Raw genomic sequence first — 18,073 nt, forward strand, 5'->3', positions numbered from 1 at the left:
CGGTTGGCGATGAGCAGCTCGCCCGGGACGCGGGGCCGGGTGGCGCCGGTGCGTGGCGCCCGGCGGGCACGGCCGGTGCGCAGCGCGGTGTGCAGGTCCTTGCGCAGCGACCCGCGGCCCTGGACGTACAGCTCGGTGTAGAGCGTCTCGTGGGAGACCCGCATCGAGCCATCATCGGGGAAGACCACCCGCAGCCGATGGGAGACCTGCTGCGGGCTCATCCGCTGGCTGCCTCCCAGCCACGCCTGCACCGTGGCCGCCAGCACCCGGTGCCGGGAGAGCTTCGTCGGCTTCGGCCGGCGTGCCCGGTCCTCGGTGCGCACCTGCGCGATCCGCGCCGCGTAGGGCCGTAACCCCGGCCTGCCGGCCTGGGTGCCTCCCACCCCCCGGTGGTTACGGGCGACCTCCCGACAGATCGTCGAGCGCGCCCGGCCCGTGGCTCGCGCGATCTCGGCCCGGCTGTGGCCCGCGGCGAGCATCTCCTCGACCAGCTCCCGCTCCTCGAACGAGAGCCGGAACCCACTGTCGGCAACACGCATCCTGATCACCCCGCCAGCCTCGCGGACCCACCGGTACGCCACATGGGTGCCCACCCCGGCAACCTCAGCCGCGACCTCCACCCGTCCGTGCCGGCGGTACTCCCGCCAGAACACATCCTCGAAACGACGAGCCACCTTCAACGTCACAACACACCTCCGCAGGTCGTGTTGCACTCACCCCTTGAAGTCGCCGGCCCGATGCCCTGCGTGTTGCCCGATCTCGACGGCGGAGCGGGACGGACGGTCCGCCGGATGCCGCGCGACCGCGACGCCGTCAGTCGCCGAGGACCGCCATGTAGTGCACGTCGACCCACGCGTCGTCGAGGAGCAGGGCGTCCCGTCCCGTGCCCTCGTGGACGAACCCCGCCTTCTCGTAGACGTGTCGGGCGCGGTCGTTGAAGGCGTACACCTCGAGCGAGATCCGGTGCAGCCCCATCGTCCGCAGCCCGTGCTCGACGACGAGCCGGGTCGCCTCGGTCCCGAGCCCCCGGCCCCGCCCCGCGGCGCCGACCAGCGTCCGGAACCCGCACGACCGGTTGCCCTCGTCCCAGTCGCCCAGCACGACCTCCCCGACGAGGTCCCCGCTCTCCCGGTCGACGACACCCAGGACGAGCCGGTCGTCCGCGACCGCCCACGCCCCGTAGACCTCCCGCAGACGCTCGGGCGGGATCGGATCGGGCGCCTCGCCCCGGCGGTGGACCGACCCCGTCATCCAGGCGATGTCGGGGTCCTCGGCGACGATCCGGTCGATGACGTCGGCGTCCTCGGCCCGGATCGGACGCAGCACGACGAGCTCCCCCTCGAGCGTCGGCTTGTCCGTGAACGGCGTGCTCATCCCCCGCGCTTGACCGACTCGAGCCTCTTCCCCCTCGCGACCTCGTCGACGACCTTGTCGAGCTGGCGGACCTTGCGCATCACGGGGTCCTCGATCTCCTCGACCCGGTGCCCGCAGATGACGCCGGTGATGAGCTCGGCGTGCGGGGAGTAGGCGGGCGCCTGCGCGAAGAACGTCTCCACGTCGGTCTCGTCGTCGAGCACCCGCTGCAGGCCGGCCTCGTCGTACCCGGTGAGCCAGTGGATGACGTCGTCGAGCTCGCCCTTCGTGCGCCCCTTGCGCTCGACCTTCGCGACGTAGTGCGGGTAGATGCTCGCGAACGGCGTCGTGAAGATGCGGTGCCCGGCCATACGCGCAGTGTGCCAGCGCCCGACCCCGTCGCGCCACGGTCTTCCCCGGCGACCGCTGACCCCGCACGCCGGCCGCCGCCGGCCTCACCGGACGTCAGACCCCGCCGCGCTCCAGCCGGTCGAGGTCGCGGACGGCGTAGCGGTGGTGCTCCCACTCCTCCTCGAGGATCGTCTGGACGCAGGACAGCACCGTCTCGGGGTACTCCGGCGCCCACGGGTTGCGGCACTCCGCCACGAGGTCGTCCTCGGTGACCCCGGCGAGGAACGAGCGCACCATCGCGACCCGCTCGTCGCGTGCGGCGAGGACCTCGGACCACGTCGGGTTCGGCGTCGAGAACACCGACGGGTCGTGGCCGTCGGCCTCGTACTCCGCGTTCGGCACGCCGACCGGGTGGTACGGCCGCTCCACCCCCTGGACCGCCCGGCGCAGCCAGGTGTCGGTCGCCATGACGAGGTGGCGGAGGGTCTCGGCGAAGGACCACTCGCCGTCGACCCGCACCTCGAGCGACCCCACCGGCATCGCCTCGGCGCGCTCGACGGTCGCGGCCCACGTGGTCTCCAGGGCGGCCCACGCCGACCGCAGCCCGTCGGGGGTGTCGGCGGTACGCAGCGACCGCCCGGGAAATCGGCGGTCCAGCTCGGCGTCGACGAAGGGGACGACGTCGACACCGTTGACGAGGAGCGGCTCCTCCGGGTCGAGCCACGGGGCGTCGAGATCGGTCCCTCGGACCTCGACCCCGCGCAGGACGGCGCCGGAGAGGTCGCACCGGGTGAAGCGGGCACCGCGCAGGTCGGTGTCGACGAAGCGGCCGGGCTCCTCGCTCATCCCGGCATCGTGGCAGACCGGGTCCGCCGCCGCAGCCCGACCGGCCCGCGGCGGGGCGGCCGGATGAGCCCGCGACGTGGGCGGCCGGATGAGCCCGCGACGGGCGGCCGGGTCAGACCGCGACGGGGATGACCGGGTCATCCCGCGTCGAGGACGCGCTCGACGGCGTCCGCGACGGCGGCCACGGCCTCCTCCTCGAGGATCACCGCGTAGTGGTTCGTGTCGACACCGGTCGTGCGCAGGGCGTCCGGCAGGTCGAGCGCCGCCAGCCGCCCGTCGTCGTAGAGACCTTGCGGCTCGTCCTGGAGGCCCCGGTGGGCCCACACGAGCTCGACGGGCAGTCCGTGCCCGACCGCGACCCGAGCGGCGGCGTGCGCCTCGGGGTCGGCGAGCACGTCCGCGCCGTCCTGGCGCACCGCGTCGAGGACGCACGAGCTGCGCCACCCGGCGCCCGCGTCCTCGGCACTCCCCGCGTCCGCATCGCCCCGGTCCGCGCCGCCCGCGGCGACGAGGTCGTGCAGCACGTAGCGCCGCACCGCCTCCCCCGCCGGCCCGCGCAGCACCGGTCCGATCGCCGGGTGGGCGTCCCAGAAGGCCAGGTACTCGTCCTCGTCGGCGAACCGCATCGACAGCCGCTCCATCGCGGGACCGAGCACGGCGGCCAGCGCGGCGTCGACGTCGAGGTCCGCCGGCGCCGGGAAGGCCAGCCCGCCGTCGACGAGGACCACACCGCCGAACCGGTCGGGGTAGCGGGCGGCGGCGAGCGCCGTGACGAACCCGCCCATCGAGTGCCCGACGAGGACGGGGCGCGCGGCGAAGGCGGAGGCGACGGCGGCGAGGTCGTCGGCGTGCACCCCGAGCCCGTAGGGGCCGGCGGCGTCGGCGCTCGCGGCCCGCCCGCGCAGGTCGGGCGCGAGGACGCGGACGGCTCCCGGGCGACGACGGCCGAGCTCGTCGGCGACCCGCTGCCAGGACAGCCCGTTCGCGGTGATGCCGTGGGCGGCGAGGACGACCGGGGCCTCGGGGTCCACCGGACCGGCGACGAGGTCGTGGACGGCGAGGTGGCCCTCGGGCAGCTCGAGGGCGAACGTCGGCTCGGTGGGGGTCATGGACGCACAGCCTTCCGCACGAGCCGGCCGCCGAGCCCGGTGAGCCCCGTCGGGGCGAAGTACACGACGACGACGAAGAACGTCCCGAGGATGAACAGCGGCTCCCCGAGGACGTCGGCGAGGACGTCCGGCAGCACGTCGAACACCCCGGACCCGCTCGCCTCGACGAGCCGGGCGTCGGCGTAGTGGTAGAGGAACCCGCCGACGAGGGCGCCCCAGCGGCTGCCGGCGCCGCCGAGGACGACCATGACGAGCAGGGCGAGGGTGAACTCCGCCGACGTCAGGTGCGGGCTCGACCCGCCGAGCACGAGGGCGTGGACGACGCCGCCGAGGCCGCCGAGGAAGGCCCCGACGACGATGGCGAGCAGCTTGACCCGGTAGGTCGTGAAGCCGAGAACGGCCGCCCGGCCCTCGTTCTCGCGCACGGCGGCCATCGCGTGCCCGGCGCGGGAGGCGACGAGCGCCTGGACGAGGAGGAAGGCGACGACGACGAACCCGAGCGCCAGCCAGTACCGGTAGGGCGCGTTGGACACCCCGACGAGGATCGACGGGACGGCGTCGCGGGCGAGCGCCTTGCCCTCCTCGCCGCCGGTGACCCCACCCGGGTCGCGCAGGACGATGATCGACGCCGCCTGCGCGAACGCCAGCGTCACCATCGCGAAGGCGATGCCCCCGACGCGCAGCGCGATGCCGCCGACGACGACGGCGAGGAGCGTCGTCCCGCCGAGCGCGACGAGCAGGGCGAGCGGCAGGGGCATCGACCACGACGACACCGAGATCGTCAGCAGGTAGCTGCCGGACGCGACGAACAGCGCGTGCCCGAAGCTCAGCAGCCCGGTCCGGCCGAAGATCACGTCGTAGCTGAGCGCGAAGCCGGCGAACACGAGGCACGTCGCGAGCAGCTGCATCGAGCCGGGCCCGTTGACCCGGCCGGGCAGCAGGCCGGGCAGCTCGACCGGCACGTACGGCAGCCAGGCGAGGACGAGGAGCAGGACGACCGGCGGCAGGTGCCGCAGCCAGGGTGGGCGGCGCCGCGGTCCGGGCTCGGGCTCCACGGCGTCGGGGCGGGTGGGGGTCGCGACGTCGGCGGTCATGCGTGGGCTCCCTGGAGCGAGGACGGACGCAGCAGGAGGACGAGGGCGAGGAGCAGGACGACCGACAGGTCCCCGATGCCGCTCGCCGCGTAGTAGTTCGCGAGCTGCTGGACGAGGCCGACGGCGAACGCGGCGACGGCGGTCCCCGTGAGCGACCCCATGCCGCCGATGACGACGACGATGAACGCGTAGATGAGCAGCGACCCGCCCTGGAGCGGCGAGACCGTCCCGGCGTACTGCGAGAACAGCACCCCCGCGAGCGCGGCGACGGCGCCGCCGAGGCCGAAGACGATCGTGAAGGTCCGCTGCACGTCGATGCCGAGCGCCTCGACCATCGTCCGGTTCTCGACACCGGCGCGGATGACGAGCCCGAGCCGGGTGTACCGCAGCAGCGCGAGCAGCCCGCCGAGCAGGAGGAGGGCCACCGCGAGGTAGACGAACCGGTCGACCGGCAGCCGCGCCCCGAGGACGTCGACCGTGCCGCGCATGAACGACGGCTTGGCGACCGGGTAGGGGTCGCTGCCGAACACGCCCTGGACGGCGGCGACGCTCGCGAGCGAGAGCCCGACGGTCACGAGCACCTGCTGGATGTGGTGCCGGTACAGCGGCCGGATGAGGACGACCTCCACGACGACGCCGACGAGGGTGCCGACGACGAGGGCCACGAGGACGGCGACCAGGAGGCGGAGGCCGACGGCGGTGCTCGACGGCATCGCGTCCATCGTCACCCAGGCGGCGTACGCGCCCGCGGTCATGAACGAGCCGTGGGCGAAGTTGAGGACCCCCATGAGCCCGTAGATGAGGGACAGGCCGGAGGCGGCGAGGAAGTACAGCGCCCCGAGGCCGAGCCCGGTGACGAGGATGAGGAGCAGGTCGCTCATGCCGCCCCCTTCGCCCGCATCGAGACACCGAGCAGCTCGGTCGTCAGCTCCGGGTCCTCGACGAGGGCCGCGGCGTCGCCGCGGTGGACGACGGTGCCCGCGTCGAGGACGACGACGGTGTCGGCGATGCGCCGCACGAGGGGCAGGTTCTGCTCGACGAGGAGGATCGGCGTCGTCGTCGCGACCCGGGCGAGGACGTCGGCGACCTCGGTGACGAGCTTCGGCGCGAGCCCCTTGGTCGGCTCGTCGACGAGGAGCAGGTCGTTGTCGCGCAGCAGGACCCGGGCGAGGGAGACCATCTGCTGCTGGCCGCCGGACAGGGTGCCGGCCCGCTGGTGGCGGCGGGCGACGAGGTCGGGGAAGAGCTCGCCGACGATCGGCGCGTCGACCCCGCTCGCCTGGTCGACGAGGCGGAGGTTCTCGTCGACGGTGAGCCCGCCGAAGACCTCGCGGTCCTCGGGGACGTACCCGACGCCCCCGGCGACGATGCGGTGGGTGCGCTCGCCCTGGACCTCGCGGTCGCGTACCCGGATGGTGCCGGTGCGCGGGGCGAGGCCGAGGACGGCCTTGAGGGTCGTCGTCTTGCCGACGCCGTTGCGCCCGAGCAGGGCGGTGACGCCGGTGTCGGGGACCTCGAAGGACACCCCTTGCAGGACGTGCGAGCCGCCGTAGCGGACGTGCACGTCCTCGAGGGTGAGGACGCTGGTCACAGTGCTTCTCCCAGGTAGGCCTGCTGGACGCGGTCGTCGGAGGTGACCTCGTCGGGGGTGCCGACGGCGAGCATCGACCCGTGGTGCAGGACGGCGACACGGTCGGCGAGACCGAGGACGACGTGCATGTGGTGCTCGACCATCGCGACGGCCACCCCGGAGTCGCGGACGGCGCCGATGATGCCGGTGAGCCCGTCGACGTCCTCGGCCGAGACGCCGGCCATCGGCTCGTCGAGCAGGAGCGCCCGGGGCTCGGACGCCAGGGCCATCGCGAGCTCGAGCTTGCGGCGACCGCCGTGCGAGAGGTCGCCCGCGAGGACGTCGGCGGAGCCGGGCATCGTCACCCGCTCGAGGAGGTCCTCGATCCGGTCCCGCCCGACGGTCCCGGCCCGTCGGAACGCGGTGATCGGCGAGGCGCCGGAGCCCTGGACGGCCAGCCGGACGTTCTCGCCGGCCGTGAGCCCGTCGAAGAGCGCCGAGGTCTGGAAGGAGCGAGCGAGCCCCATCCGGGACCTGCGGGTGGCCGAGGCCCGGCTCACGTCCTCCCCGTCGAGGGTGACCCGGCCGGTGCTCGGACGGGTCACCCCCGAGAGGATGTTGACGAGCGAGGACTTCCCGGCACCGTTCGGGCCGATGATCCCGACGAGCTCACCCGGCGCGACGTCGAGGCTGACGTCGTCGAGGATCTGCGCGCCGCCGACCCGCCAGCCGACGCCCTCCGCCCCGATCACTGGTCCGCGACGGGCGGGGCGACGTCCGCCGGGTCCAGCGTCTCGCCGAGCACCGGGACGACCTTGTCGCCCTGCTGCTCGAGGGTGGCGGTGAACATCGGCTGGAGCAGGGCGTGGTCCTCGGCGCGGATCTCCATCGCGCCCTTCGGCCCCTCGAAGCTCCAGCCCTCGAGGGCCGCGACCATCGCGTCGGTGTCGTCGGGGCTGGCCTCGAGGGCGTGGACGATCATCTGCGCGGCGACGAACCCGTCGTCGGTGAAGAGGTCGACGCTCGCGCCCTGCTCCTCGAGCCCGCTCGCGAGCGCCTGGTAGGCCTCGTTGTCGGCGGCGCCCTCGAAGAAGTGCGACAGGAAGTCGATCTTCGTCGCCGACTCGCCGAACAGCGCGTGGGTCGGCTTGATGTCGAGACCGGTGACGACGGTCGTCACGTCGAAGACGCCCTGCTGGGACAGCGTCGTCCACATCTGGGTGGCGTTCGTCCCGGCCCAGGCGACGAACAACAGGTCCGGCTCGGCGGACTTCACCCGCGAGGCGAACGGGGTGAACTCCGTCGCGGCGGCGGGGACCTCGACGGCGGAGACGTCCGCCCCCTGCTCGCCGAGGATGCTCGTCACGGCGTCGATGTTGGCCTTGCCGAAGGCGCTGTCCTGGGCGAGGACGGTGACCTTCTTGCCGTCGACGTCGCCGATCATCGTCCCGGCGGTCGCGACGTCCTGGTAGGTCTGGCGGCCGGAGCGGAAGGTGTAGTCGTTGACCCCGGTCACCGCGTCGACCGCCGCCGGGCCGGACACGAACAGCACCTGGTTGTCCTGCGCGAGCGGCGCGACCTGGAGCGCGACGCCCGAGGACGTCGAGCCCGCGAGGACCTGGACGCCCTGGCCGATGAGGTCGGTCGCGGCGGCGACGGCCTTCGCGGGGTCGCCCGCGTCGTCCTGCTCGGTGACCTCGATCGTGCGACCGTTCACCTCGCCGCTGCCGTCGGTCGCGTAGTCGAGGCCGGCGGCGAAGCCCTGGCGGTACTGCTCGCCGTAGGACGCGAGCGGGCCGGACTGGGAGTACACGAGGCCGACCTCGATGGGGGCGCCCTCCTCCGCGCCGTCCTCGGCCGGTGCGGAGCCCGGCTGCCCGGGCGACCCGCAGGCCGTGAGCGTGACGGTCAGGGCGGCGCTCGCCAGGGCGAGGGTCAGGCGACGGGACACGGTTCCTCCTCCGGCGGGCGCTCGCGCCATTGCTGCAACGAGATCCGTTGACGCCCGATCCGACCCGGTGACCGTAGCCGCGACGGCCGACCGGACGTCGTGTGGTCGGCGGCCACATTCCGCCGGGGAGGGTGTGGCGCCCGGCCACCGTCGAGGACCGCGACCCGGTCGCCTCCGAGGGTCCGGCCTCCGTGCCGGAACAGCGCCCCCGCCGCGCGCGCCGGGGTGGCAGGCTGGGCGCCGTGCGAGCCCTCACCTACGCCGCGCCCGCGGCCGACCCCGTCGTCGCCGACGTCCCTCCGCCGGTCGCGGCGCCGGGGACGGCGGTCGTCGAGGTCCGCGCGACGGGGCTGTGCCGCAGCGACTGGCACGCCTGGGCCGGCCACGACGACGACGTCTCGGTCTTCCCGCACGTGCCGGGGCACGAGTTCGCCGGTGTCGTCGCGGCGGTCGGCGAGGGCGTCGACCCGGCGTGGGTCGGCCGGCGGGTCACGGCGCCCTTCGTCCAGGCGTGCGGGTCGTGCCCGACGTGCGCGGCAGGGAACGGCCAGGTGTGCCCGGACCAGCGCCAGCCGGGGTTCACCGACCCCGGGTCGTTCGCCGAGCGGGTCCTCGTCCGGGCCGCGGGGACGAACCTCGTCGCCCTCCCGGACGGGGTGGACGACGCGACGGCCGCAGCCCTCGGCTGCCGGGTCGCGACGGCGTACCGCGCGCTCGTCGCCCGGGCCCGCGTCGCGCCGGGCGAGAGGGTGCTCGTCCTCGGGTGCGGCGGGGTCGGCCTGGCCGCCGTGCAGGTGGCCGTGGCCCGTGGCGCGGTCGTCTGCGCCGTCGACACCGACGAGTGCGCCCGCCGGCGAGCGCTCGACGTCGGTGCCGCGGCCACGCTCGACGCCCGGACCGACGAGGGGGAGCTGCTCGAGGCGGTACGCGCCTGGTCCGGGGGCGAGGGGGCGGACGTCGCCGTCGACGCCGTGGGGTCCCCCTCGACGTGCCGCACCGGGGTGCTCGCCCTGCGGCGGCGGGGTCGTCACGTCCAGGTCGGCCTGCTGCCCCCGGCGGCCGGCCGCGCGGAGGTGCCGATGGAGCGGGTCATCGGGTGGGAGCTCGACGTCCTCGGCAGCCACGGGATGGCCGCCTCCGACTACCCCGCCCTGCTCGACGACGTCCGGTCCGGCCGCCTCGACCTCGGCGCCCTCCTCGACCCGGCGGGACCGGTGGGCCTCGCGGAGGCCGGCCGGCGGCTCGCCGCGATGGGGTCCGCCCCGTCGCGGGGTGTCGTCGTCGTGGACCCGGGCCGCTGAGGACGGCGACGGTGGCCCGCGGATTCTGGCGGGAGCGGGTCCTCCCGCGCCTGAACCACCGCGCCCTCGCCGGCGCGGACGCGAGCGCGTGGCGGGCGCCGGTGTGCGCCGGCGCCGTCGGCACGGTCCTCGACATCGGCTTCGGCTCGGGGCCGGACCTGCCGTTCTACGGCGACGCGGTGACCCGGGTGCTCGCGGCCGAGCCGTCGGACGTCGCGTGGCGCCTGGCCGCGGAGCGGGTCGTCACGTTCGGGCGACCGGTCGAGCGGGTCTCCCTCGACGCCGCCGACCTCGCGGGGATGCCGGACGAGGCCGTCGACACCGCCGTGAGCGCCTGGTCGATGTGCACCGTGCCCGACCTCGTCGGGGCCCTCGTGGAGGTCCGGCGCGTCCTGCGGCCGGGGGGCGAGCTGAGGTTCGTCGAGCACGCCCGGTCACCGGACCCGCGGGTCGCCCGGGCCCAGGACCGGGTCCAGCCGGTGTGGGGTCGCGTCGCGGGCGGCTGCCACGTCGACCGGGACCTCGTCGGGATGCTCGACGCGGCCGGCTACGACGTCACGGTCGCGCGCGCCGTCTCCGTCGCGGGCGGACCGGCCCGGCCGTGGTCGTGGTTCGTCACCGGCTCGGCGCGGCCACGCTGACCGCCACTCCGGCGACCGGGTCGCCGCACGTGCCGACCGCCGACCCGCGTGCACCGGACCAGGGGTGGCTGCGGGATGCTCCGGATCCGGAGGGAATGCTCCGGATCCGGAGCATTCCGGGACGACCCCTTGTCGGTCCGCCGTGCGACTCGGCCGCGGCTCAGCACCGCCGTGCGGCTCGGCCGCCGCGGCTCAGCACCGCCGTGCGGCTCGGCGGCCGAGGACCGCACCCTCCGTCCGCCTCAGCGGCCGAGGATCTTGGCGAGGAAGCCGGTACTCGGCTCCCCCTCGTGGCCGCGGCAGCGGTCGCCCGCGGGCACCCCACGCATCACCTGGTCGACGTGCTGGCCGCAGCCGGCCCACGTCGTCTTGCCACAGGTCTTGCAGGTCACGGCTCGGCACACGATGGTTCCTCCGCTCGTCGGTGCGTTCGCGCAACTATACCCCATGGGGTATGTGACGTCAGGCGTCCGACGGATCGCCCAGCCGGCGCAGGACGACGACCGTGTCGAGCGCGGGACGTCCCGCTCCGTCGACGACGCGCTCGCGGACCTCGGCCACCTCGACGTCGACGGGCAGGTCCGCGACGGCGGCGACGACCGCGTCCGGGTCGTGGAGCACCGAGGCGTCCTGTGGACCGCCGACCCCCTCCCCGAGGTTGCGCTCGGCGTGCAGCACGACGACGACCGTCCCACCGGGGGCGCAGGCGTCGACTCCGTGCTCGAGGGCGGTCCGCCACGGCCCGTCGGCGAGCTGGAGGTAGCAGAAGAGGACGAGGTCGAACGACGAGCCGGGTGCGGGCTGCGTCGCGTCGGCGACGACCGCCTCGAGCCGCTCCGCATCGCCGCCGAGCCGGCGGTCGGCGATGTCACGCATCCGCCGGACCGCGACGGGGGAGAAGTCCGCGCCCACGACGCGCCAACCGCGCTCGGCGAGCCACACGGCGTTGCGCCCCTCGCCGGCGGCGACGTCGAGCGCCCGCCCGGGGGTCAGGCGTCCGACGAGGTCGGCCACGTGGACGTTCGGGGAGCCCGACCACACGAGGTCGGCGCCGGAGTACCGCTCGTCCCAGGCCGCGGGGTCCATCGGGTGCCCCGGCTCACGCGAGGGAGAGGAAGAGCTTCTCCATGGACTCGACGTCCATCTCACCGGCCTCGGGATCGGTGATGCACTGCTTGAGCCCGGTCGCGATGACCGCGAAGCCGGCCCGGTCGAGGGCCTTGGACACCGCCGCCAGCTGGGTGACGACGTCCTGGCAGTCCCGGCCGTCCTCGATCATCTTGAGGATGCCGCCGATCTGCCCCTGGGCGCGCTTGAGCCGCTTGACGACGGCCTGCATCTCCTGGGCGTCGAGCTGCACGGCGACCTCCTCGTGGTGGGTGACGACGGGATCATACCCCTCGGGGTACAGGGGCTCAGCCGGCCTGCTGCTCGGCGACCTTGGCCCGGACCTCGTCCATGTCGAGGTCCTTGATGCCCTGGACGACCTGCTCGAGCGCCGCGGGGGGCAGCGCGCCGGCCTCGCGGAAGACGAGGATGCCGTCGCGGAAGCCCATGAGGGTCGGGATCGAGGTGATCTGGACCGCACCGGCGAGCGCCTGCTCGGCCTCGGTGTCGACCTTGGCGTGCACGACGTCGTCGTGCTTCTCGCTCGAGGCCTCGAAGGTGGGGGCGAACTGGCGGCACGGGCCGCACCAGCTGGCCCACCAGTCGACGAGGACGATCCCCTCGTCGGTGACGGTCTTCTCGAAGGTGTCGGCGGTGAGCTCGACGGTGGCCATGACGTCTCCTCTGGGTCGTAGGGTGCCTTCACGACGTGACAACGGATACCCCCTAGGGTATATTCCGTCCCACGCCCTGTCACGGAAGGAACATGCACGATGGTCGAGATCATCCCCGTGGAGACCCCGTCCCTCGGTGACCGCAGCTACCTGGCCCACGACGGCGAGGTGGCCCTCGTCGTCGACCCGCAGCGGGACGTCGACCGGGTGCTCGCGCTCGCGGACCAGCACCAGGTGCGGATCACCCACGTGCTCGAGACGCACATCCACAACGACTACGTGACCGGCGGGCTCGCCCTCGCCGAGCGGACCGGTGCGGCCTACCACGTCAACGCCGAGGACCCGGTGGCCTTCGACCGCACGCCGGTCCGCGACGGTGACGTCATCGAGGTCTCGCCGGCGATGACGCTCACCGTCATCGCGACCCCGGGGCACACGTTCACGCACCTCTCCTACGCCCTGACGTCCGGCGACGAGGACGTCGCCGTGTTCACCGGGGGCTCGCTGCTCTTCGGCTCCACCGGCCGGCCGGACCTCCTCGGCCCGGACCACACCGACGCCCTCGTGCGCCACCAGTACGCCTCGGCGCACCGGCTCGCGGACACCGTCGCCGACACCGCCGCCGTCATGCCGACCCACGGCTTCGGCAGCTTCTGCTCGGCCACCCAGTCGGACGCCACGGAGTCGACGATCGGGCAGGAGAAGCGGACCAACCCGGCCCTGACCCAGGACGAGCAGGACTGGGTGCGCGACATCCTCGACGGGCTCGACGCCTATCCCGCCTACTACGCCCACATGGGCCCGGCCAACCTCGCCGGACCGGACGCGCCCGACCTCGAGGCGCCGAGCCGGGCCGACAAGGACGAGATCCGCCGTCGCATCGAGGCGGGCGAGTGGGTCGTCGACCTGCGTATCCGCACCGCCTTCGCCGCCGGGCACGTCCCCGGGTCCTTCAACCTCGGCATCGACGGACAGCTCGCGACCTACGTCGGCTGGATGAAGCCGTGGGAGACCGAGATCTCCGTCCTCGGCGACACCCCCGAGCAGGTCGCCGAGGCCCAGCGCGAGCTCGTCCGGATCGGTATCGACGAGGTCGCCTCCTCGGCCGACGGGCGCCCGCAGGACTGGACCGACGGCGACCTCGCGACGCTGCGCCGGGCCACCTTCGCCGACCTCGCCGACGTCCGGCACCACCGCCGGGTCCAGGTGCTCGACGTCCGGCGCGCCCCGGAGTTCGCCTCCGGACACATCGAGGGCGCGGTGAACATTCCGATCCACGAGATCGTCGGCCGCGTCGACGAGGTCCCCGACGGCGAGGTGTGGGTGCACTGCGCCGGGGGGTACCGGGCCTCGGTCGTCGGCAGCATCCTCCAGGCCGCCGGCAAGGACGTCGTCGTCGTCGACGACAGCTTCGACAACACCCGCGCGGTGGGACTGCTGCCCACCTGACCCGTCGGCACCCTCGTGAGGGGGAGGATGGCCCGGTGGCCGCCCTCCCCCTCACGCACGCCCTCGACGCCGTGCTCGCCGGTGTCCCGACGGGCGACCTGCACCGGGCGACGGGATCGCTCATCGAGGCGTACCGCTCCGGGGCCCCGCCGGCCGACCTCGTCCTGCGGGACCCCGTGCGCGCGGCGGCGTACGCCGGGTACCGCATGCCCGCCACCGCGGCCGCGGTCGGACGGGTGCTGCGCGAGGCGCGACGGCTCGTCCCGGACCTGCCGGTCGCGACCCTCACGGACGTCGGGGGCGGGACCGGCGCCGCTGCCTGGGCCGCCGCCGAGACTCTCCCCGACCTGCGGGACGTGGAGGTCGTCGACGCCTCCGCCGACGCCCTCGCCCTCGGCGCCCGGATCGCCGCCCACGGCCCGCCACCCCTCACGGGGGCGCGGTGGACGCGGCGGGCGCTCGGCGTCGGCTCCGGCGTCCCGGCGGCGGACCTCATCACCGTCTCCTACCTCCTCGGCGAGCTGCCCGACCCCACGCGGCACGCGGTCGTCGACGCCGCGGTCGGCGCCGCCCGGTCCGTGGTCGCGGTCGTCGAGCCCGGCACCCCGCGGGGGTTCGCTGCTGTCGTCGAGGCCCGCGACCGGCTCCTCGGAGCCGGCTGGCACGTGCTCGCCCCGTGCCCCCACGAGGACGTCTGCCCGCTGGCAGCGGCCGGGGACTGGTGCCATCTCGCGGTCCGGCTCGACCGCACGGCGCTGCACCGTCGGCTCAAGGACGCCGTGCGCGGGCACGAGGACGAGAAGGTCTCCTACGTCGTCGCGACCCGGGAACCCCTGGGCCGGGCGCGGGGCCGCGTCCTGCGACACCCCGTCACCCGCAAGGGGCTCGTACGGCTCGAGGTCTGCCGGGACGACGGCGACGCCGCCCCCGAGGTCGTCACCAAGCGCGACCGGGAGCGCTACCGGGCCGCCCGCGACGTCGCGTGGGGCGACCCCTGGACCCCGTCCGGGTGAGCGGTCCCCGCCGCCCGGACGGGCCGTCCACGGCGCGCCGAACCGCGGCGGAATGCGCGATTTCCCGCGTCGCTGTGTACGTTGGCAACGAAAGACCCCCGAACGAAGGATGACTCCGTGACCAAGAAGGAACTCGCCCAGGCCCTCGCCGGGAAGACCGACCTGTCGGCCAGCGCCGCCGAGGAGGTCCTCAACACCGCCCTCGAGCTCGTCAGCGACTCGCTCGCCAAGGGTGAGGACGTCAAGCTCGCCGGCTTCGGCAACTTCGAGACCCGCGAGCGCGCCGCCCGCACGGGCCGCAACCCGCAGACCGGCGAGGAGATCCAGATCGCCGCGTCGACGTCCGTCGGCTTCAAGGCCGCGACGCAGCTGAAGCGCGCCGTCAACGGCTGACGCTCCACGCACCGTCCGACGGGGCGCCGACCACCACGGTCGGCGCCCCGTCGGCGTGTCCGGGCGCCGGGGGGTCAGCCCTGGCGGGCCTTGAACCGGGGGTTCTGCTTGTTGATGACGTACACGCGGCCGCGCCGTCGCACGACCTGCGAGCCCGGGACGGCCTTGAGCGAGCGCAGGCTGTTGCGCACCTTCATCGCACGACCACCCGCCCCTCGGCGACCGCGCGCACGAGGCGTCGCGGCACGTGGACCTCGCGCCCGTCGACGGTCACGGGCACGAGTCCTGGCACCGACGCCTTCCAGGTCGAGCGGCGGTGGCGGGTGTTGCTGCGGGACAGACGCCGCTTGGGCACTGCCATGGGGATCTCCTTCGGGCTGTCGGGCTGTTGGGCTGTCGGGCCGTTGTGGCCCGCCGGGGGGGTGGGGGCGAGGTCAGGCGACGTGGCGGACCGGGCCGAGCCAGGCCTCGAGACCGTCGCCGGTGACGTCCCAGAACGGACCGCGCTCGGCCAGCTCGGCGTCGGTGAGCAGGGCGCGGTCGAACGCGGCGCGCAGCTCCTGGCGGTGGTCGTCCCTCCGCAGACCGGTGACGAGGATGCGGGTGACCGGTGCCGACCGACCCCAGCGACCCTGGACACCGACGCTCACCTGGCCACCGGCGCCGTCCCAGACGCCGACGTCGCCGGGACGGCTCGCGAGCCAGAAGCAGCCCCGGGTGCGGAACGGCCCGCCTCCGAGGACGTCGAGCTGCTCGTGCAGCCGCCGGGGGTGCAGAGGTCGGTCCGACGTCAGCTCGAGGGTCCACACGAGCCGGCTCTCCGCGGCGCGGCTCGGGCCGTCGTGGACCTCGGCGACCCAGGCCTCCGTCGCATCGTGGTCGTGGACCCCGGGAAGCAGCGTCTCGGCGCGCATCCCGGGCCAGTCCCGCGTGACGAGGGCGCGCGGCCTCGCAAGGAACCTCGTGAGGTCGAGCGCCGCGTCCGGCACGTCGCCGAAGAGGGCGACGGCGTCGGCGTACTCGACCATCCCGCAGAGCACCTCGCCGACCCCTCGCAGGTCCGTCGGGAGGGTGCCGAGGCCTCGTTCGGCGAGGACGTCCTCCCCGAGCAGGTCCTCGAGGGCCGCCTCCCCGTCGAGCGCGGCGACGACGCCACCGACCCGGACGTCCGGTGCGGCATCGGCGTCCCAGGCGAGCACCCGACACACGGACAGCGCGTCGGCCGTGACGGGCAGGTGCGCGACGACCGCCTGCCAGCGACCGAGCTCGGCGAGCCGCTGGAGGGTGGGCACGACGTCCTCGCGGACCGCGCAGCTCGTGCACGGGTGGTCGAGGACGACGACCTCGCGCTCGAGCAGCCCGGTGACGTCGCTGACGGTCCGGACGAGGTGCCCGGCACCCGCGTCGAGGTCGTGCCGGACGACCACCGCCGACGGCAGGTCGAACTGCAGCGCGATCGTCGCGGCGGCCATCGCTGACTCGTCGATGCCGGTGACGAGGAAGGCCGGCACGCGGCTCACGAGCGCGCCCCGTAGCGCCGCCGGTAACGCTCGACCCGGCCCTCGCTGTCGAGGGTGCGGGCGCGGCCGGTCCAGAACGGGTGGGAGTCCGAGGACACCTCGACGTCGATGACCGGGTAGGTGCGCGCCTCGTACTCGACGGTCCGCTCGGGGACCAGCGTCGAGCGGGTGAGGAACATCGCCCCCGTCGTGCGGTCGCGGTAGACGACCTCCTCGTAGCGGGGGTGGATTCCGGAACGCATGGGCATTCTCCGTTCAAGTTGATAACGGTTCTCATTCTATGCCACAGTCGGCGCGTCCCCGCAACCGAACGAGGAGCAGCCATGTCCCGCTTCTGTGTCGTCACCGGAGCCCGTCCGGGCTTCGGTCACCGCATCTCCCACTCCCACCGGCGGACGAAACGGCGCTTCGACGTCAACGTCCAGCGCAAGCGCTACTGGGTGCCCAGCCTGCGCCGGTACGTCCGGCTCACCGTCTCGGCCAAGGGCATCAAGACCATCGACACGCGCGGCATCGACGCCGTCGTCGCCGACCTGCGGCGTCAGGGGGTGCGGCTCTGATGGCGAAGCGATCGGCCGACGCCCGTCCGAAGATCGTGCTCCGCTCGACCGCCGGCACCGGGACGAGCTACGTCACCGAGAAGAACCGGCGCAACGACCCCGACCGACTCGTCCTGCGCAAGTACGACCCGAAGGTCCGCCGACACGTCGAGTTCAAGGAGTCCCGCTGATGGCCAAGCGCAGCCTCGTCGCCAAGGACGAGAAGCGGCGCGAGGTCGTCGCCCGGTACGCCGAACGCCGCGCCGACCTCAAGGCACGCGCCCGCGACCCGCGCGCCACGTCCGCCGACCGGGCCGCGGCCCGTCTCGCGCTCCAGCGACTTCCCCGGGACGCCTCACCGACCCGGCTCGTGAACCGCGACGTCGTCGACGGGCGAGCCCGCTCCGTCCACCGGGCGTTCGGCCTTTCCCGGGTCCGTCTGCGCGAGATGGCCCACCGCGGGGAGCTGCCGGGGGTGACGAAGAGCAGCTGGTGACGCCGCTCGCGCCCGGGACCGCGGTCCTCGTCGCGGAAGGATCGGGGCCGCGCCCCTGTTGGCAGGAGGACAGCCCGTAGTCACCGACGACAGGAGCAGTGATGAGCCTCGACCGACCGGTCGCCCCGAACCCCTACGAGATGCTGCCGCAGGTGCCCTCGTTCACCGTGACGAGCGACGACGTCACCGACGGCGCACCCCTGAAGGACGACCAGGTCGCCAGCGGCGGCAACACCTCCCCGCAGGTGTCGTGGTCCGGCGCCCCCGAGGGCACGCAGAGCTACGTCGTGTCGGTCTTCGACCCGGACGCCCCGACCCCGTCCGGCTTCTGGCACTGGACGCTCGTCGACGTCCCCGCGGACGTCACCTCGCTCGCGGCCGGCGCCGCGTCGGGAGACCTCCCCGGGAACGCCTTCCACGTCCGCAACGACGGCGGCGAGAAGGGCTTCATGGGCGCGGCCCCGCCGGAGGGGGACGTGCCGCACCGGTACTACCTCGTCGTCCACGCCGTCTCGGAGCCGACCCTCGGGGTGGACGCGGACGCCTCCCCGACCGTCGTCGCCTTCAACCTCGCGTTCAAGACCCTCGGCCGCGCGGTGATCCACGGCACGTACCAGGCCTGACGGACGGGCCCCACGACGTCCCGGTCCGGCTAGGGTTCCCGGC

27 protein-coding genes are annotated in these 18,073 nt (G+C 74.2%); 9 read left to right on the forward strand and 18 right to left on the reverse strand.

Features of this window, described 5'->3' with window-relative positions:
• From KC207_RS11685 to KC207_RS11730, 10 genes are all read right to left on the reverse strand, one after another.
• Positions 1-539: helix-turn-helix domain-containing protein (locus KC207_RS11685; protein WP_249138772.1), on the reverse strand; the 539-nt coding region annotated here is incomplete at its 3' end.
• A gap of 274 nt (positions 540-813) precedes the next feature.
• Entirely contained in the window at positions 814-1,374 is a 561-nt protein-coding gene (locus KC207_RS11690; RefSeq protein ID WP_211603237.1) for a GNAT family N-acetyltransferase, read from the reverse strand.
• A complete protein-coding gene (locus KC207_RS11695; protein ID WP_211603238.1) occupies positions 1,371-1,724 on the reverse strand; it encodes a DUF2200 domain-containing protein in 354 nt (117 codons plus the stop codon). The genes KC207_RS11690 and KC207_RS11695 overlap by 4 nt, the downstream gene beginning before the upstream one ends.
• Before the next feature lie 94 nt (positions 1,725-1,818).
• A complete protein-coding gene (locus KC207_RS11700; RefSeq protein WP_211603239.1) occupies positions 1,819-2,550 on the reverse strand; it encodes a DinB family protein in 732 nt (243 codons plus the stop codon).
• A gap of 137 nt (positions 2,551-2,687) precedes the next feature.
• A complete protein-coding gene (locus tag KC207_RS11705; protein WP_211603241.1) occupies positions 2,688-3,659 on the reverse strand; it encodes an alpha/beta fold hydrolase in 972 nt (323 codons plus the stop codon).
• A complete protein-coding gene (locus tag KC207_RS11710) occupies positions 3,656-4,753 on the reverse strand; it encodes a branched-chain amino acid ABC transporter permease (RefSeq protein ID WP_211603243.1) in 1,098 nt (365 codons plus the stop codon). Before KC207_RS11710 ends, KC207_RS11705 begins: the two co-directional genes overlap by 4 nt.
• Positions 4,750-5,634 carry a branched-chain amino acid ABC transporter permease gene (locus tag KC207_RS11715; protein ID WP_211603244.1) on the reverse strand — a complete coding sequence of 295 codons (885 nt, stop codon included), beginning with the start codon at positions 5,632-5,634 and terminating at the stop codon, positions 4,750-4,752. The genes KC207_RS11710 and KC207_RS11715 overlap by 4 nt, the downstream gene beginning before the upstream one ends.
• Positions 5,631-6,344: an ABC transporter ATP-binding protein gene (locus KC207_RS11720; RefSeq protein WP_211603245.1), complete on the reverse strand. Its 714-nt coding sequence runs from the start codon at positions 6,342-6,344 to the stop codon at positions 5,631-5,633. Before KC207_RS11720 ends, KC207_RS11715 begins: the two co-directional genes overlap by 4 nt.
• Positions 6,341-7,075, reverse strand: a complete 735-nt coding sequence (locus tag KC207_RS11725; RefSeq protein ID WP_211603247.1) for an ABC transporter ATP-binding protein — start codon at positions 7,073-7,075, stop codon at positions 6,341-6,343. The genes KC207_RS11720 and KC207_RS11725 overlap by 4 nt, the downstream gene beginning before the upstream one ends.
• Positions 7,072-8,274 (reverse strand): substrate-binding domain-containing protein, encoded by a 1,203-nt coding sequence (locus KC207_RS11730; RefSeq protein ID WP_211603249.1) that lies wholly within the window; start codon positions 8,272-8,274, stop codon positions 7,072-7,074. The genes KC207_RS11725 and KC207_RS11730 overlap by 4 nt, the downstream gene beginning before the upstream one ends.
• A gap of 242 nt (positions 8,275-8,516) precedes the next feature.
• Here KC207_RS11730 and KC207_RS11735 point away from each other — a divergent pair, with 242 nt between their 5' ends.
• Positions 8,517-9,575 (forward strand): zinc-binding dehydrogenase, encoded by a 1,059-nt coding sequence (locus tag KC207_RS11735; protein WP_211603251.1) that lies wholly within the window; start codon positions 8,517-8,519, stop codon positions 9,573-9,575.
• Between the two features lie 11 nt (positions 9,576-9,586).
• Positions 9,587-10,216 (forward strand): class I SAM-dependent methyltransferase, encoded by a 630-nt coding sequence (locus tag KC207_RS11740; protein WP_211603252.1) that lies wholly within the window; start codon positions 9,587-9,589, stop codon positions 10,214-10,216.
• A 242-nt stretch (positions 10,217-10,458) separates the two neighbouring features.
• On the opposite strand, the gene KC207_RS11745 is transcribed toward KC207_RS11740, so the two are convergent.
• Genes KC207_RS11745 through trxA form a run of 4 tightly spaced genes read right to left on the reverse strand, consistent with a single transcriptional unit; the run spans position 10,459 to position 11,997 of the window.
• A complete protein-coding gene (locus KC207_RS11745; protein ID WP_507164783.1) occupies positions 10,459-10,620 on the reverse strand; it encodes a DUF8730 family Cys-rich protein in 162 nt (53 codons plus the stop codon).
• A 58-nt stretch (positions 10,621-10,678) separates the two neighbouring features.
• Positions 10,679-11,302, reverse strand: a complete 624-nt coding sequence (locus tag KC207_RS11750; RefSeq protein WP_211603254.1) for a class I SAM-dependent methyltransferase — start codon at positions 11,300-11,302, stop codon at positions 10,679-10,681.
• 13 nt (positions 11,303-11,315) lie between these two features.
• Complete coding sequence (locus KC207_RS11755) at positions 11,316-11,576, reverse strand: metal-sensitive transcriptional regulator (RefSeq protein ID WP_211603256.1); 261 nt, start codon at positions 11,574-11,576, stop codon at positions 11,316-11,318.
• Positions 11,577-11,631: 55 nt separating this feature from the next.
• Complete coding sequence (gene trxA / locus KC207_RS11760) at positions 11,632-11,997, reverse strand: thioredoxin (protein WP_211603257.1); 366 nt, start codon at positions 11,995-11,997, stop codon at positions 11,632-11,634.
• Positions 11,998-12,096: 99 nt separating this feature from the next.
• Here trxA and KC207_RS11765 point away from each other — a divergent pair, with 99 nt between their 5' ends.
• From KC207_RS11765 to KC207_RS11775, 3 genes are all read left to right on the forward strand, one after another.
• On the forward strand, positions 12,097-13,446 hold the full coding sequence (locus tag KC207_RS11765; protein WP_211603259.1) for a rhodanese-like domain-containing protein: 1,350 nt from the start codon (positions 12,097-12,099) through the stop codon (positions 13,444-13,446).
• 35 nt (positions 13,447-13,481) lie between these two features.
• Positions 13,482-14,459 carry a small ribosomal subunit Rsm22 family protein gene (locus KC207_RS11770; protein ID WP_249138707.1) on the forward strand — a complete coding sequence of 326 codons (978 nt, stop codon included), beginning with the start codon at positions 13,482-13,484 and terminating at the stop codon, positions 14,457-14,459.
• Between the two features lie 117 nt (positions 14,460-14,576).
• Positions 14,577-14,852 carry an HU family DNA-binding protein gene (locus tag KC207_RS11775; protein WP_211603262.1) on the forward strand — a complete coding sequence of 92 codons (276 nt, stop codon included), beginning with the start codon at positions 14,577-14,579 and terminating at the stop codon, positions 14,850-14,852.
• 74 nt (positions 14,853-14,926) lie between these two features.
• Here KC207_RS11775 and ykgO read toward each other — a convergent pair whose 3' ends face one another.
• The 4 genes from ykgO to KC207_RS11795 form a co-directional block, all read right to left on the reverse strand.
• Positions 14,927-15,049: a type B 50S ribosomal protein L36 gene (gene ykgO, locus KC207_RS11780; RefSeq protein WP_211603264.1), complete on the reverse strand. Its 123-nt coding sequence runs from the start codon at positions 15,047-15,049 to the stop codon at positions 14,927-14,929.
• On the reverse strand, positions 15,046-15,213 hold the full coding sequence (rpmF, locus tag KC207_RS11785; RefSeq protein WP_211603266.1) for a 50S ribosomal protein L32: 168 nt from the start codon (positions 15,211-15,213) through the stop codon (positions 15,046-15,048). The genes ykgO and rpmF overlap by 4 nt, the downstream gene beginning before the upstream one ends.
• 73 nt (positions 15,214-15,286) lie before the next feature.
• Complete coding sequence (locus KC207_RS11790; RefSeq protein ID WP_211603267.1) at positions 15,287-16,372, reverse strand: CobW family GTP-binding protein; 1,086 nt, start codon at positions 16,370-16,372, stop codon at positions 15,287-15,289.
• Entirely contained in the window at positions 16,369-16,614 is a 246-nt protein-coding gene (locus KC207_RS11795) for a type B 50S ribosomal protein L31 (RefSeq protein WP_211603268.1), read from the reverse strand. Before KC207_RS11795 ends, KC207_RS11790 begins: the two co-directional genes overlap by 4 nt.
• Positions 16,615-16,695: 81 nt before the next feature.
• Here KC207_RS11795 and rpmB point away from each other — a divergent pair, with 81 nt between their 5' ends.
• The 4 genes from rpmB to KC207_RS11815 all read left to right on the forward strand — a co-directional run bounded on the left by rpmB (position 16,696) and on the right by KC207_RS11815 (position 18,030).
• On the forward strand, positions 16,696-16,932 hold the full coding sequence (gene rpmB / locus KC207_RS11800; protein ID WP_211603269.1) for a 50S ribosomal protein L28: 237 nt from the start codon (positions 16,696-16,698) through the stop codon (positions 16,930-16,932).
• Entirely contained in the window at positions 16,932-17,102 is a 171-nt protein-coding gene (gene rpmG / locus KC207_RS11805; protein ID WP_211603270.1) for a 50S ribosomal protein L33, read from the forward strand. The genes rpmB and rpmG overlap by 1 nt, the downstream gene beginning before the upstream one ends.
• Positions 17,102-17,407, forward strand: a complete 306-nt coding sequence (gene rpsN / locus KC207_RS11810) for a 30S ribosomal protein S14 (protein WP_211603271.1) — start codon at positions 17,102-17,104, stop codon at positions 17,405-17,407. The genes rpmG and rpsN overlap by 1 nt, the downstream gene beginning before the upstream one ends.
• A 101-nt stretch (positions 17,408-17,508) precedes the next feature.
• Positions 17,509-18,030, forward strand: coding sequence for a YbhB/YbcL family Raf kinase inhibitor-like protein (locus KC207_RS11815; protein WP_211603273.1), 522 nt, complete (start codon positions 17,509-17,511; stop codon positions 18,028-18,030).
• Positions 18,031-18,073: the final 43 nt, after the last annotated feature.

The organism is Phycicoccus avicenniae (genome assembly GCF_018139485.1).
Classification (GTDB): Bacteria; Actinomycetota; Actinomycetes; order Actinomycetales; family Dermatophilaceae; genus Phycicoccus; species Phycicoccus avicenniae.